The sequence below is a fragment of the Agromyces mediolanus genome (assembly GCF_014648575.1).
GTDB classification, from domain to species: Bacteria; Actinomycetota; Actinomycetes; order Actinomycetales; family Microbacteriaceae; genus Agromyces; species Agromyces mediolanus.
The window spans coordinates 52,782-66,488 of record NZ_BMRJ01000004.1; the positions used below are offsets into that span (position 1 = coordinate 52,782).

The 13,707-nt window shown below is 73.1% G+C and carries 12 protein-coding genes and 1 pseudogene; 6 read left to right on the top strand and 7 right to left on the bottom strand.

The features are described 5' to 3' along the window. Positions 1–268 (top strand): annotated as a pseudogene (locus IEY71_RS15335) (hypothetical protein); the annotation flags it as partial. Positions 269–391: 123 nt separating this feature from the next. Here IEY71_RS15335 and IEY71_RS15340 read toward each other — a convergent pair. Together IEY71_RS15340 and IEY71_RS15345 are read right to left on the bottom strand one after the other, a co-directional pair. Then, entirely contained in the window at positions 392–1,438 is a 1,047-nt protein-coding gene (locus IEY71_RS15340; RefSeq protein ID WP_189086247.1) for a GNAT family N-acetyltransferase, read from the bottom strand. Positions 1,439–1,515: 77 nt separating this feature from the next. Next, positions 1,516–1,839, bottom strand: a complete 324-nt coding sequence (locus IEY71_RS15345) for an ArsR/SmtB family transcription factor (RefSeq protein WP_189086248.1) — start codon at positions 1,837–1,839, stop codon at positions 1,516–1,518. Positions 1,840–1,919: 80 nt separating this feature from the next. Between IEY71_RS15345 and IEY71_RS15350 the strand changes: the two genes are divergently transcribed. Continuing rightward, positions 1,920–3,107: an MFS transporter gene (locus IEY71_RS15350; RefSeq protein ID WP_189086249.1), complete on the top strand. Its 1,188-nt coding sequence runs from the start codon at positions 1,920–1,922 to the stop codon at positions 3,105–3,107. Here IEY71_RS15350 and IEY71_RS15355 read toward each other — a convergent pair. The 3 genes from IEY71_RS15355 to IEY71_RS15365 form a co-directional block, all read right to left on the bottom strand. Continuing rightward, a complete protein-coding gene (locus IEY71_RS15355; RefSeq protein WP_189086250.1) occupies positions 3,101–4,354 on the bottom strand; it encodes an MFS transporter in 1,254 nt (417 codons plus the stop codon). The genes IEY71_RS15350 and IEY71_RS15355 overlap by 7 nt on opposite strands. 158 nt (positions 4,355–4,512) lie before the next feature. After that, positions 4,513–6,291 (bottom strand): acetyl/propionyl/methylcrotonyl-CoA carboxylase subunit alpha, encoded by a 1,779-nt coding sequence (locus tag IEY71_RS15360; RefSeq protein WP_189086251.1) that lies wholly within the window; start codon positions 6,289–6,291, stop codon positions 4,513–4,515. A 135-nt stretch (positions 6,292–6,426) separates the two neighbouring features. Then, positions 6,427–7,062: a Maf family protein gene (locus IEY71_RS15365; RefSeq protein WP_189086252.1), complete on the bottom strand. Its 636-nt coding sequence runs from the start codon at positions 7,060–7,062 to the stop codon at positions 6,427–6,429. 54 nt (positions 7,063–7,116) lie between these two features. Between IEY71_RS15365 and IEY71_RS15370 the strand changes: the two genes are divergently transcribed. From IEY71_RS15370 to IEY71_RS15385, 4 genes are read left to right on the top strand one after another with little or no spacing between them, the layout of a single operon-like run. Then, positions 7,117–8,445 carry a class I SAM-dependent RNA methyltransferase gene (locus tag IEY71_RS15370; protein WP_189086253.1) on the top strand — a complete coding sequence of 443 codons (1,329 nt, stop codon included), beginning with the start codon at positions 7,117–7,119 and terminating at the stop codon, positions 8,443–8,445. 28 nt (positions 8,446–8,473) lie between these two features. Next, positions 8,474–9,163: a response regulator transcription factor gene (locus tag IEY71_RS15375; RefSeq protein ID WP_189086254.1), complete on the top strand. Its 690-nt coding sequence runs from the start codon at positions 8,474–8,476 to the stop codon at positions 9,161–9,163. A 34-nt stretch (positions 9,164–9,197) separates the two neighbouring features. After that, positions 9,198–10,388, top strand: coding sequence for a sensor histidine kinase (locus tag IEY71_RS15380; protein WP_189086255.1), 1,191 nt, complete (start codon positions 9,198–9,200; stop codon positions 10,386–10,388). Continuing rightward, a complete protein-coding gene (locus IEY71_RS15385) occupies positions 10,385–11,443 on the top strand; it encodes a DUF8320 family protein (RefSeq protein WP_189086256.1) in 1,059 nt (352 codons plus the stop codon). Before IEY71_RS15380 ends, IEY71_RS15385 begins: the two co-directional genes overlap by 4 nt. A 294-nt stretch (positions 11,444–11,737) precedes the next feature. Here the strand turns inward: IEY71_RS15385 and IEY71_RS15390 are convergent, their stop codons facing one another. Together IEY71_RS15390 and IEY71_RS15395 are read right to left on the bottom strand one after the other, a co-directional pair. After that, positions 11,738–11,968 carry an acyl-CoA carboxylase epsilon subunit gene (locus IEY71_RS15390; protein ID WP_189086257.1) on the bottom strand — a complete coding sequence of 77 codons (231 nt, stop codon included), beginning with the start codon at positions 11,966–11,968 and terminating at the stop codon, positions 11,738–11,740. Between the two features lie 9 nt (positions 11,969–11,977). After that, positions 11,978–13,579 (bottom strand): acyl-CoA carboxylase subunit beta, encoded by a 1,602-nt coding sequence (locus tag IEY71_RS15395; protein WP_189086258.1) that lies wholly within the window; start codon positions 13,577–13,579, stop codon positions 11,978–11,980. Positions 13,580–13,707: the final 128 nt, after the last annotated feature.

Below are 13,707 nucleotides of genomic sequence, written 5' to 3' on the forward strand. Positions count from 1 at the left end.
CCTGAGTGACGAGCTCGTCGCGAAGATGCTCGCGGAGCTCGCGGCGAGCGGCGTCTCGCTCGGCGGTTGCACCGAGCTGATCGCGACGACAGCGCAACTGTACGCCGCGCTCGGCGAGACGGCGGATGCCGAGGTCGAGACGCTCGACGAGGCGGCCGATCGCACCGAGCTGTTCGTCACCTACGGCTCCGGCGACTGCGGCACGGTCGCGCTCGTGCCCGAGGGCGGCCGCTGGATCCTGACCGAGCAGTCCCAAGAGGTCTGCTGAGCCGAGCGCGACCGCGCGGCTCCCGAGCCCGACGGCGAGCGGCGGAAGCCGGATGCCTCACGACGAGCAATGGTTGCCGAAGTCCGTTGCTCAGTGCTGAGGCTGGGCGGACTCCGACCCGGACTAGTACACGATCGTGTACCCGGTCTCCCGGGCCGCCGGTCGGTACCCCATCCGTTCGTAGAGCGCGAAGGCTCCCGTCGGGCTCGCCGCGTCGACCTCGAGCGTCGAGAAGTCGATTCCCTCGGCGGCGGTTGCCCGGAGGTGCGCAGCGAGCAGAGCGCTGGCGACGCCGCGTCCCCTCGCCGCGCGGGCGACGCCGACAAGCGGCACATGGGTGCTCGAGAAGCCCTGGCGGGCCCAGTCGTCCTCGTCGACATCGGCGAGCACGAAGCCGACGGCCGCGTCGATCGCCGGGTCGACGGCGACGAATGAGAGCTGCGGCCGGAACGCCCTTCGCGACACGAACGCCCGCCACTGCTCGGCTGAGGACGGCTGGCTGCCCCAGTGGTCGCGGAAGGCGTCGTTGCGCACCTCGCGCGCCTGCTCGAAGCGTTCGGCGGTGAGGCGCTCCAGCCGGAGTCCGCCGCCGAGCTCGAGCGGCTCGATCGGTTCGGCGAGGTCGCGGCGCAGGCCCGCGAAGAACCTGGCCGCGGTGAACCCTGCGGCGTCGAAGAGCGGAGCGGCGCCCGCGGCGCGGTCGTCGGAGAAGGCCATGATCCAGCCGGGGAGGTGGTGCTCGGACGCCGCGAGCTGCTGCTCGGCTCGCGCCCGCTGCCAGTCGAGCAGGAGCCGCCCGACGCCCCGCCGCCGATGGCGCGGGTGCACACCACCCATGGCGATCGAGCGCACGAGCGTGTCCTGCCCGGGCGGCTGCTGCACGAGGCCCCAGGCGATCGCGTGGCCCGCGTCGTCGAGGGCCACGATCGAGTCGTGCTCGCGGTCGACGAACGACATGCCCAGCTCGTCGGCGAGATCGTCGCGGCTCGTCGAGTACTCGGGGTGATCGGCTTCGGAGATCGCGCGCTCGAGCTCGGCGACGGCGTCGAGCTCCGGTTCTCCGACGGGACGCCAGTCCGCGACGTCCGGATGTGCCAGGTGCGGCGCAGGGCTGCGCCGCACCCGCTCGCTCAGCGGCGTCAGGGGTCGCGCGGGGGTCCGCTCGGTCATCCGCTCAGCCTAGGTGGGCCGCCGTGCGTCGACAACGGGCGGAGGACGGGATTCGCGCCGGGTTTCGCCCGGGCGGGTCAGGAGGGCCCGGCCGCGTCGAGGATCGTGTCGAGGAGACCGGGGAAGCGGGCGTCGAGGTCCTCGCGGCGCAGGGTGAGGATGCGCCCGCGCCCGTTCGGCTCGTTTCGGATGACCCCGGCCTCACGGAGCACCTTCATGAGGTGCGACTTGGTCGATTTCGGCACGTTCGGGTCGCTCAGGTGGCAGGCGGCCATGTCGAGCGGGCCGTCGTGGAGCTGCTGCGCGATGGCGAGCCGCTCGGGGTCGCTCAGCGCGAAGAGCACGGCGCTGAGGGTGAGCTCCGCCCGCTCGGGGTGCGGGAGCTCGACGGGGGCGCGCATGGTTCGAGAATAGTTGAATAATGCGCGGATGGCGAGTAGCGTCCAATCGTTCGACATTTTTGGAACAGACAGGATGTCTCATGCGCACTCGCCCGACCGGCCCCGGATTCGCCCTCGCGATCGTCGGGGTCACCGTGATGATGGCCGGCGCGAGCGCCCCCTCGCCGTTCTATCCCGTGCTCCAGGCCGAGCTCGGCATCGACTCGGGCACCATCACCGCGGTGTTCGCGGTCTATGCGATCACGCTCCTCGGTGCGCTGCTGACGACCGGCTCGCTGTCGGACCACCTCGGCCGCCGCCCGGTCGTCAGTGCCGGGTTCCTGCTCCTCGCGGTGAGCGTGCTCCTCTTCTGGCACGCGGATGCCACGGCGACCCTGTTCGCGGCGCGGGCGGTGCAGGGGGCGGCGAGCGGGGTCCTGCTCTCCGCGCTCTCCGCGAGCATCGCCGACCTCGAGCCGGCCGGCCGTCCCGGCTCCGCCGCCCTCTGGAACGCGGTCGCGCCGATGGCGGGGCTCGCGCTCGGGGCGCTCGCCGCGGGCGCGGTGCTCGATGTCGCCCCCGAGCCGCTCGCCGCCGTGTTCCTCCCGCTCACGATCGCCTTCCTCGCCATGTCCCTGCTCGCCTGGGTCGCGCCGGAGACCTCCCCGCGCCACCCCGGCTGGCTGGCCTCGCTCCGCCCGCGGCTGGGGGTTCCCGCGCACGTGCGCGGTCTGTTCGTGAAGAGCACTCCCGTCGTGCTCGCCGGTTGGGCGACCGGCGGACTGTTCCTCTCGCTCGGGGCGAGCATCGTGCACCGCGAACTCGGCGCCGAACTCCACCTCTGGCAGGGCCTCGCCGTCGCCGCGCTCGCCGGCTCCGGGGCGGTGTCGGCGGCGCTCATCCGCTCGCGCACCCCGCGCTTCATCACGATCTACGGGGCCGCCGCGCTCGCGGCGGGAACGGCGTTGAGCCTGCTCGCGCTCGGCGCGCACTCGCTCGCCGCGTACTTCGCCGCCGTCGTCGTCGCCGGCTCGGGATTCGGCACCGCCTTCATGGGTGTGCTGCGGTCGATCATCCCGAGCGTCGATCCGGCGGAGCGGGCCGCGACCTTCGCCGCCCTCTACACGGTGTCCTACCTGGCGTTCGGCATCCCCGCCGTCGTCGCCGGCCTGCTGGCCCCCGCGATCTCGCTGGGCGCGACGACCTACGGCTACGGCGCGGTCGTCGTGCTGCTCGCCGTTCTCGCAGCGGCGCTGCGCTGGCGGGCGCCCGGCCGCGCGGGCTACTGAGCCGCGACCGGGGCTTCGGCGACGGCGTCCGGCTCCTGCGGAGGGAGGTGCTCGCTCGCCCGCTCAGCGAGGACGAACGACAGGCCGAGTCCCGCCGCGACGAGGACGGCCATCGCGACGAAGACCAGCTGGATGCCGCCGGCGTCGGCGAGTACGCCGAGGAGCGGGGTGGCGAGCCCGCCGAGGGACAGGGTGAGCCCCAGGGTGAGTCCGCTCGCGACGCCGATCCGGTTGGGGAGGTAGGAATGCGAGAGCGTGATCTGCGGGGCGAACGGGAGGAACAGGCTGAACCCGAGCGCCGCCGTCGCGGCGATGACGATCTCGGCGCTGGGCGCGAGCACGATCCCCAGGATCGACAGGACGGCGAGCGCGTAGCCGATCCGGACGATGCGGAGTCGGCCGATGCGGTCGGCGAGCCATCCGCCGAGCAGGGTGCCGACCGCGCCTGCCGCCGGGAAGAGCGACAGCGCCAGGGAGGCGAACTCCGGAGAGGCGTCGAAGCGGTCGATGGAGTAGAGCACGACGAAGGCCGAGGTGCCGACGTAGGCCACCGACCACATCGCGAGCACGACCGTGAGCCAGACGAACGAGCGCCAGTCGTCGCGCGCGGTCATCGGCGCTCTGGCCGGCGAGATGGCCGAGCTCGCTGCGGAGCGAGCCGCCCGACTGGACCGGCGTGTGGCGACGAGGTAGACCGCGCCGAGTACGACGGCGGGCAGGAACAGCAGTGTGGTGCCGGGGAGCCCGAACCAGCCGACCGCCAGCACGACCGCCGCGGGGGCGAGGGCGACGCCGACGTTCCCGCCGACCGAGAACACGCTCATGGCGCCGCTCGTGCCGCCGCCGGCCGCTCGCGCCTCCATGGTCGCGGCCGGGTGGTAGGCGGCGACCCCGATGCCGGACAGGGCGATGGCCACCAAGACGGCGGGGTACCAGTCGGCGAGGAGTCCGCTCACGGCGACGCCGGCTCCCGCGACGAGCAGGCCCGCGAGGCTCAGCCAGCGCAGCCCGAAGCGGTCGCCCAGGTAGCCGAAGACCGGCTGCGCGACGCTCGACAGGGCGGTGGCGGCGAGGGTGATGCCCGCGACGGCTGCGTAGCTGTAGCCGGCCTGCAGCACGAAGAACGGGAGCAGCGCGGCGACCGCCCCGGTGAAGAAGTCGTTCGCCGCGTGCGTGGCCGTCAACGTCCAGAGCATGGTGCGGGAACGGGAAGCGGTCGCGGGGGCGGGGGTCGTGGTGGCGCGCATGGGGTCCTCTCGATGCGCCGCGGAGGCGTCCGCGTGCGGCACCCACCCTACAGCTCCTCAGACAAGTAGAGAAGTTAAGGCTCGCGCGCGCCGGATCTCCCCGGGTCGCCACGCTGCGCGGAGTCCCGAGGAAGCCGAGGAGAGCGCCGGCTCGGCGCTTACGCGTCGGCGATCGACAGCAGCAGGTGCCCGCTCGACACCGTGACGCCCGGCTCGGCGTTCACGACGCCGACGATGCCGTCCTTGTGCGCGATGATCGGCTGCTCCATCTTCATCGCCTCGAGCACGAGCACGAGGTCGCCCTTGACGACCTTGTCGCCCTCGGCGACGGCGACCTTCACGACGGTCGCCTGCATGGGGGCCTTCACGGCGTCGCCGGTGGCGGTGTCGACGGCCCCGCCCGCGGCGCGGCGGCGAGGAGCCGGGGCGCCGGCCGAGGCGCCGCCGTTGGACCCGGCGGTGCCGACGAGCTTCTTCGGCAGCGAGACCTCGATGCGGCGGCCGTCGACCTCGACGACGACGCTCGCGCGCGCGGCCGGGCCGCGCACCTCCTCGAGCTCGCCCGACCAGGGCTCGAGCGTGTTCTCGTACTCGGTCTCGATCCAGCGCGTGTAGATCGAGAACGGCTGCTCGCCCTCGGGCGCGAAGGCCGGGTTCGTCACGATGTCGCGGTGGAACGGCAGCACCGTGGGCAGGCCGGCGACCTCGAACTCGTCGAGGGCGCGGCGGGCGCGCGAGAGCGCCTCCTGGCGGTCCTTGCCGGTCACGATGAGCTTCGCGAGCAGCGAGTCGAAGGCGCCCGAGATCTCGTCGCCGCTCGTCACGCCCGAGTCGACGCGGATGCCGGGGCCGCCGGGGAAGCGGAGCTGGTGGATCGGGCCCGGCGCGGGCAGGAAGTTGCGGCCCGGGTCCTCGCCGTTGATGCGGAACTCGATCGAGTGGCCGCTCGCCTCGGGGTCGTCGTAGTCGAGCACGCCGCCCTCGGCGAGGCGGAACTGCTCGCGCACGAGGTCGAGGCCGGTGACCTCCTCGGACACGGGGTGCTCCACCTGGAGGCGGGTGTTCACCTCGAGGAAGGAGACGGTGCCGTCCTGGCCGATGAGGAACTCGCAGGTGCCGGCGCCGACGTAGCCGACCTCCTTCAGGATGGCCTTCGAAGCCGAGTAGAGGGCGTCGATCTGCACCTGGCTGAGGAACGGCGCGGGCGCCTCCTCGACGAGCTTCTGGTGCCGGCGCTGCAGCGAGCAGTCGCGGGTCGAGACGACGACGACGTTGCCGTGCTGGTCGGCGAGGCACTGGGTCTCGACGTGGCGGGGCTTGTCGAGGTACTTCTCGACGAAGCACTCGCCGCGGCCGAAGGCGGCGACCGCCTCGCGGGTGGCCGAGTCGAAGAGCTCGGGCACCTCCTCGCGGGTGCGGGCGACCTTGAGGCCGCGGCCGCCGCCGCCGAACGCCGCCTTGATCGCGACGGGCAGACCGTGCTGGTCGACGAACTCGAGCACCTCGTCGGCGCCCGCGACGGGGTTCAGCGTTCCGGGGGCGAGGGGTGCGCCGACCTTCTCGGCCACGTGCCGCGCGGAGACCTTGTCGCCGAGGCGCTCGATGGCCTCGGGGGAGGGGCCGATCCAGACGAGGCCGGCGGCGATGACCGCGCGGGCGAAGTCGGGGTTCTCGGCGAGGAAGCCGTAGCCCGGGTGCACAGCGTCCGCGCCGGAGCGGCGGGCGACCGAGAGCAGCTTGTCGATGACGAGGTAGGTGTCGGCGCTCGTGGCGCCGTCGAGGGCGTACGCCTCGTCGGCGAGCTTCACGTGGCGCGCGTCGCGGTCCTGGTCGGCGTAGACGGCGACCGAGCCGATTCCGGCGTCGCGGGCCGCCCGGATGACGCGGACGGCGATCTCGCCACGGTTGGCGATGAGGACCTTGGTGATGCGCGGCATAGTTCTCAACTCTATTGCGCGGGACCCCCTCGGCTTTGAAGGGCTCCCACAAAAAGACACGGGTGCATGGTGCGGCAGCTCACAACTGCGGCCTCAGCTCGGCGGAGTTGCCGATCAGATCGGTGGATTCGGGGCTCAGCGGTTCCAGAGCCCGGTCCACGGCACGCCGAGTTCGCGCACGAGCTCCCGGAGCGTCGAGAGCGAGAGGCCGACGACGGTCGACGGGTCGCCCTCGACCGAGCGGATGAACGGGCCGCCCAGACTGTCGACGGTGAACGCCCCCGCCACGGCCAGCGGCTCGCCCGTCGCGATGTAGGCGTCGATCTCGGCCTCGTCGAGCGTCGCGAAGCGCACCGTCGCGACATCCGCCCGACCCACCGCCCGGTTCACCCGGCCGCCGCGGTGGTCGATGAGCCAGTGCCCCGACCACAGCGCGCCGCTGCCGCCGTTCTGGGCGAGCCAGCGCTCCTTGGCGACCTCCGGCGTGTGCGGCTTGCCGTGGATGCGGCCGTCGACGAGGAACGCCGAGTCGCCGCCGAAGATCAGCCCGTCGATCGGCTCGCCGCCGGGGGTCGTGCCGAGCAGCGCCTCCGCCTTCGCCTGCGCGAGCAGCTGCACCATCCGCTCGACCGGCAGCGGCCCGTGCTGCCCCTCGTACGCCTCCACGACCGCGCGCTCGTCGACGCCGGGGGCGACGGCGATCGGCTCGATGCCCGCCGCGCGGAGCGTCTGCAGCCGGGCGGGGGAGGTGGAGGCGAGGTAGAGGCGCATGCGACCATCTTGCCGGGCGGAGGCCGCCCCGCGCTGCTGTGGGATGCTCGATGCATGCTCGGAACCCTGCTCGACCTCCAGGTCGACCGCATCGCCCACGGCGGCATCGCGGTCGCCCGCCACGACGGCCGCGTCGTCTTCGTCGCCGACGCCATCCCCGGCGAGCGGGTGCGGGCACGGGTGACGGATGCCTCGAAGGACCGCTTCTGGCGCGCCGACACCGTCGAGGTCCTCGACGCCTCGCCCGACCGCCGCGAGCACGTCTGGGCCGAGGCCTCCGTCGATCGCGACCCTGCCGCGCGCGCCGGCGGCGCCGAGTTCGGCCACATCCGCATCGAGCGCCAGCGCGCGCTCAAGGGCGAGGTCCTCGCCGACGCCCTCTCGCGCATGGGCGGCGTCGCGCTCGCCCCCGAGGTCGCGGCCGTGGCGGAGGAACTCGCCCCCGGGGTCGATGCCGCGAACGGCACGGGCTGGCGCACCAGGGTGCGGCTGCACGTCGACGAGGAGGGCCGTGTCGGGCCGTACGCCGCCCGCAGCCGCCGGGTCGTCCCCGTCGCCTCGCTGCCGCTCGCGGCGGTCGAGCTGGCGGCGCTCGCGCCGCTCGACGCTCGCATGCCGGGCGTCGGGGCGATCGACCTCGTGCTGCCGAGCGCGGGAGAGGCCCAGCTCGTCACCGTCGAGGCGACCGCCGAACCGCGCCAGCGGGGCCAGCGGGGCCAGCGTGGACGGCGCGGCGGCCAGCGGCGCGCGCAGCCCGCGCCCCCGGCGCCGCCCCGCGACACCGTGATCGTCGAGGAGCTCGTCGCCGGGCGGCGCTTCCAGGTCGACCGCGGCGGCTTCTGGCAGGTGCACCGCGGCGCCGCCGCCACCCTGCACGCCGCCGTCCAGCGCGCGATCGACGCCGAGCGCTTCGACCCGCGCGCCGCGAACCTCGACCTCTACGGCGGCGTCGGCCTGCTCGCGGCCGCCGTCGGGGACCGCTTCGGCGACACCACCCGCATCACGACCGTCGAGGCGGATGCGCGCGCCACGCTGCACGCGGGGGAGAACCTCGCCGAGTGGGTCGGAGCGCAGGCCGTGACCGGCCGCGTCGACCGGTTCCTCGCCGAGCTCGAGGCCGGCGCGGGCGCCGCCGAGCGCGCGAGCCTCACGGCCGGCACGGTCGTGCTCGACCCGCCGCGCGCGGGCGCCGGCCGCGAGGTCGTCGACCGGATCGCCGGGCTCGCACCGGCCCAGATCGTCTACGTCGCGTGCGACCCGGTCGCGCTCGCGCGCGACGTGGCCCTCTTCCGAGGGCACGGCTACGAACCGGAGGCGATCGAGGCGTTCGATCTGTTCCCGAACACGCATCACCTCGAAGCAGTGGTGCGTCTCGCCCGCTAGGGTGGCACCTGAGGAAACGGGGGGTGCTGTGAGCGACGAGCGCGACAGCGACGCACGCCAGGCGACGGTCGCGATCGTCGATGATCACGAGGCGGTCCGGCTCGGGCTGCGCGCCGCCTGCCAGGACGCCGGCTACGACGTCATCGCCGACACGGCCGATGTGCCCCAGCTCCTCGCCGCACTCGGCGGCGGCAGCTGCGACGTCGTCGTCCTCGACCTCTCGCTCGGCGACGGCTCGAGCGTCACCGACAACGTGCGCCAGGTGCTCGCCACCGGCAGCCACGTGCTCGTGCACTCGATCGCCGACCGCGTCGCCGCGGTCCGCGAGGCGCTCGCCGCGGGGGCCGCGGGCGTCATCCCGAAGGCCTCGCCGATGGCCGCGGTCATCGGCGCCATCTCCACCGTCGCTCGCGGCGACGTGCTGAACAACGTCGAGTGGGCGAGCGCGATCGAGGCCGACCGCGACTTCGCGAGGGCGCAGCTCGGCCGCCGCGAGCGCGACGTGCTGCACCTGTACGCCTCCGGCCTGCCCCTGAAGCTCGTCGCCGCCCAGCTCGGCATCGCGCACTCGACCGCCCGCGAGTACCTCGACCGCATCCGCGCCAAGTACGTCGAGGTCGGCCGCCCCGCACCGACCAAGGTCGACCTGCTGCGCCGGGCGGTCGAAGACGGCATCCTCCCCGGCCTCGACGGCGAAGCGGGCGATGCCCTCCGCTGAGTGGCGCGTCGCCCGGCCCACCGCACGGCGGAGGATGTCGGTCAGCCGGAGCCAGGTCGAGACGATCTCCGCTCGCGCCGTCGGGATCGCAGGCCTCGTCTTCGCCGCGCAGACGGTGCCGTCCGCCCTCGCCGAAGCCGCGGTGCTCCGGCCCGGGGCCGGCGCCGCGCTCATGGCCGTCGTGTACGGCGCGATCGTCGCCCTCGCCGTGGCCACCCTCTCGAAGGTCGCCATCCGTGCCGCGTGCCTCTCCTTCGCCATCCTCTACCTGCTCGCCCTGCTGTCCTGGCCGACCCTGGTCGAGGACTTCGGCGCGATGGCCGGGCAGGTGCCCTGGCTCTACTTCCTCTGCACCGTCGCGACGACCGCCGCCGTCGTCGCGCTGCCGAGCTGGTGGGCGGCGGCGTACACCGTCGTCGTGCCGATCGTGTACGGCATCGTCCGCGTCTCGCCGTCGGGCGGTGCGGCCGAGCCGCTGCTCGCCGTGCTCGACGCCACCTACGCGCTCATCCTCGGCATCGTCGTGCTCGTCATCATCACGATGCTGCGGCAGGCGGCGATCGGTGTCGACCAGGCGCAGGAGGCGGCCCTGCAGCGCTACGACCTCGCCGCCCGGCTGCACGCGAACGAGCTCGAGCGCGTCAAGGTCGACGCCCTCGTGCACGACAGCGTGCTGACGAAGCTGCTCTCGGCGGCCGCCGCCACCAGGCCCGAGCAGCAGGCGCTCGCCGCGCGCATGGCGAAGGACGCCATCGCCCGGCTCGACGAAGCCGGGGTCGCCGGCCCGCGTTCCCTCGACCGGGTCTCCCTCGGCGTGCTCGTGCGCCGGCTGCGCACCGCGATCGGCACCTTCAATGCGAGCTTCGCCGTGCGCGTCGTGAACGCCGGCGGCGTGGAGCTGCCGGTCGAGGCCGTCGAAGCGCTCTACTCCGCGGCGGTGCAGGCGATGGTCAACAGCCTCCAGCACGCCGACGAGCCCGGCCGGGTGACGCGGCGCGAGCTCCGCGTCCGCGGTGTGCGCGCCAACGGCTGCGTCGTCGAGGTGGCCGACAACGGGGTGGGCTTCGACCCCATCACGGTGCCGCACGAGCGGCTCGGCGTGCGCGTCTCCATCGAGGAGCGGATGACGAACGCGGGCGGCCTCGCGAAGATCGAGTCGCTCGCCGGCCACGGCACGACGGTCATCCTCGCCTGGCCCACGGGTGCGATCGGGGGCGACGCGTGATCTCCGTCCCCAGGTGGCTGCTGCTCGTCCTCGCGGCGCTCTTCTCGACCTACCACGTCATCCTCGGCGTCTACTCGCTCGCGGTGCCCGCGAGCCCCTGGCCGGCGGTCGTCGCGCTCGCCTGCTATGCCTTCGCGACCGTGCTGAGCCTCTGGCCCTCCTCGCGCGCGCGGATGCCCGACTGGCTCGCCGCGTTCGACCTCGCCGTGAGCATCGCTCTCCCTTTGCTCGCGACGAGCCAGCTCGACGCCGCGGGCGACAACGGCTACGCCACCTGGTACGTCGCGGCCGTCGGCACGTTGATGACGATCGCAGCCGCGCGCCGGCAGCTCGTCGTCGCGTGGCTCGGCGTCATCGCGCTCGCGGTGCAGACGATGGTGTGGGCGGGGCCGCTCGCGCTCGGCTCGCTCGGCGTCATCGGCAGCGTGGTCTGGGTGGCCATCGCCCACGCGCTCACCTCCGCCCTGGCGAACTCCGCCCGGGAGACCCGGCGCTACGCGCAGGCCGAGCGCGAGGCGGCGGCCTGGCAGGCGGCGCAGGACGCGTACCTCTTCGAGGGGCGGATGCGGCTCGCCCACACGAACCGGGTCGCCGCGCCGATGCTCCGCCGGATCATCGACCGCGACGGTGTGCTCAGCGAGTCGCAGCGGGAGGAGTGCCGACGGCTCGAGGCGGCGATCCGCGACGAGATCCGCGGCCGGATGCTGCTCACCGACGCCGTCCGCGTCGAGGTGCAGCGCGCCCGTGAGCGGGGCATGACCGTGACCCTCCTCGACGAGGGCGGCATCGACGACCTCGACGAGGTCGCGCGGGACCGCGTGCTCTCGCAGCTCGCCGAGGCCATCGCGGGCTCGAACGCCGACCGGATCATCGCCCGCACCGCCGCCGAGGGCTCGGCCGCCGCGGTGACGGTCGTCGGCCTGCGCACCTCGGCGGTGCCGGGCGACGACGGCGACGACGCCGAGGTCGAGCTGTGGCTCGAGATCCCGAGGCTCCCCGAGAGTGAGGCCGAAGCGGCGATGCGGGCCGCCGAGATCGAGTCCGCCGAGGACTGAGCTGCTGCGGACTGAGCCGCTGCGGGTCGGGCTGGCCGAGGCATCCGCGCCGTGGGCGAGGCCCGCGAAGACCGCTACGAGTTAAATGAGGAGGGGGCCGGTCGATGACCGGCCCCCTCACAGCCCGAGCCACGGCGACAACCCGAATATCGCCCTGGCTCGCCCCCAACAATCACCGGTTACCCGACCGGTGATGATGGCGACTCCTCTGGAGCCTGCACATCAATAGTGCAACAGGGGCGAGGTTCGCAATAGTCAGCATTTGTGAGGACAACGGGTCCTCATCGCGTCCCCCTAGCGGAGGGACCGCTGCCAGCGCCCCTGACCGGTCTCGACCGGGCGGCGGAGCGCCGATCCCGAGCGCACCCACTCGTCCCGACCGGCGGGCGCGACGGAGGTCTCGGGGGTGTGCTCCTCGAGCACGGCGGTGACGACGGCGATGACGGCCGCCGTCTCGGCGGGCGTCGGCGGCCGTCGGTCGACGAAGTGGAGGTCGACGGCGGGCGGGGCGTCCTGATCGGTCACAGCGGCTCCTTACAGGGGGATGTTGCCGTGCTTCTTCGGCGGCAGGCTCGCGCGCTTCGTGCGCAGCGTGCGGAGCGCCTTGGCGATGGCGACGCGGGTGGCCGCGGGCTCGATGACGCCGTCGAGCTCGCCGCGCTCGGCGGCGAGGAACGGGGAGGCCACGTTGTAGGTGTACTCGTTCGCGAGCTGCGTGCGCACCGCGGCGACGTCCTCGCCGGCCTCCTCGGCGCGCTTGATCTCGGCGCGGTAGAGGATGTTGACGGCGCCCTGCCCGCCCATGACCGCGATCTCCGCGGTCGGCCAGGCGAGGTTGATGTCGGCGCCGAGCTGCTTCGAGCCCATCACGATGTACGCGCCGCCGTACGCCTTGCGGGTGATGACCGTGACGAGCGGCACGGTCGCCTCGGCGTACGCGTAGAGCAGCTTCGCGCCGCGACGGATGACGCCGGTCCACTCCTGGTCGGTGCCCGGCAGGTAGCCCGGCACGTCGACGAGGGTGAGGATCGGGATGGAGAAGGCGTCGCAGAAGCGCACGAAGCGGCTGGCCTTCTCACCCGCGGCGATGTTCAGGGTGCCGGCCATCTGGCTCGGCTGGTTCGCGATGATGCCGACCGAACGCCCCTCGATGCGGGCGAAGCCGATCACGATGTTCGGCGCGTAGAGCGGCTGCACCTCGAGGAAGTCCGCGTGGTCGACGAGCCCCTCGATGACGGTGCGCATGTCGTACGGCTGGTTCGGCGAGTCCGGGATGACGGTGTTCAGGCGCCGGTCCTCGTCGGTGATCTCGAGCTCGATCTCCGACTCGTACACGACCGGGTCGGCCATGTTGTTGTCGGGCAGGAACGAGACGAGGGTGCGCGCGTAGTCGAGCGCGTCGTCCTCGTCGCTCGCGAGGTAGTGCGCCACGCCCGAGACGGTGTTGTGGGTGAGGGCGCCGCCGAGCTCCTCGAAGCCGACCTCCTCGCCCGTGACGGTCTTGATGACGTCGGGGCCGGTGACGAACATGTGGCTCGACTTGTCGACCATGATCACGAAGTCGGTGAGGGCGGGGGAGTAGACCGCGCCGCCGGCCGCCGGGCCCATGATGATCGAGATCTGGGGGATGACGCCGGAGGCGGCGGTGTTGCGGCGGAAGATCTCGCCGTACTTGCCGAGCGCGACGACGCCCTCCTGGATGCGGGCGCCGCCCGAGTCGAGGATGCCGATGATCGGCACGCCGATCTTCAGCGCGAGCTCCATCACCTTGATGATCTTCTCGCCGGCGACCTCGCCGAGCGAGCCGCCGAAGATGGTGAAGTCCTGCGAGTACACGGCGACCTGGCGGCCGTGGATGGTTCCCGTGCCGGTCACGACGGCGTCGCCGTAGGGGCGCTTCGACTCCATGCCGAAGGCGTGGGTGCGGTGCCGCACGAACTCGTCGAGCTCGACGAAGGAGCCCGGGTCGAGCAGGCCCTCGATGCGCTCGCGGGCGGTCATCTTGCCCTTGGCGTGCTGCTTCTCGATGGCGGCCTGCCCCGAGGCAGTCACCGCCTCGTGGTAGCGCGCCTTGAGGTCGGCGAGCTTGCCCGCGGTGGTCGAGAGGTCGGGGCCGTCGTTCGTCGCTTCGGTCACCGGATCACTCTACCGGTGAGCACTCCGGCCGGATCGTTGACGGAACCCTACAAATCTGGGGCGCTCCTTTCCCGCCTCCCGCCACGCGGCGCGCACCCGGGCGCGACCGCCGTCGCTAGGGTGATGGC

Bases quoted from the DNA above. Each gene is read 5' to 3' on its own strand.
- IEY71_RS15340 (WP_189086247.1), bottom strand. From the start codon at position 1,438: ATGACCGAGCGGACCCCCGCGCGACCCCTGACGCCGCTGAGCGAGCGG.
- IEY71_RS15345 (WP_189086248.1), bottom strand. From the start codon at position 1,839: ATGCGCGCCCCCGTCGAGCTCCCGCACCCCGAGCGGGCGGAGCTCACC.
- IEY71_RS15350 (WP_189086249.1), top strand. From the start codon at position 1,920: ATGCGCACTCGCCCGACCGGCCCCGGATTCGCCCTCGCGATCGTCGGG.
- IEY71_RS15355 (WP_189086250.1), bottom strand. From the start codon at position 4,354: ATGCGCGCCACCACGACCCCCGCCCCCGCGACCGCTTCCCGTTCCCGC.
- IEY71_RS15360 (WP_189086251.1), bottom strand. From the start codon at position 6,291: ATGCCGCGCATCACCAAGGTCCTCATCGCCAACCGTGGCGAGATCGCC.
- IEY71_RS15365 (WP_189086252.1), bottom strand. From the start codon at position 7,062: ATGCGCCTCTACCTCGCCTCCACCTCCCCCGCCCGGCTGCAGACGCTC.
- IEY71_RS15370 (WP_189086253.1), top strand. From the start codon at position 7,117: ATGCTCGGAACCCTGCTCGACCTCCAGGTCGACCGCATCGCCCACGGC.
- IEY71_RS15380 (WP_189086255.1), top strand. From the start codon at position 9,198: ATGTCGGTCAGCCGGAGCCAGGTCGAGACGATCTCCGCTCGCGCCGTC.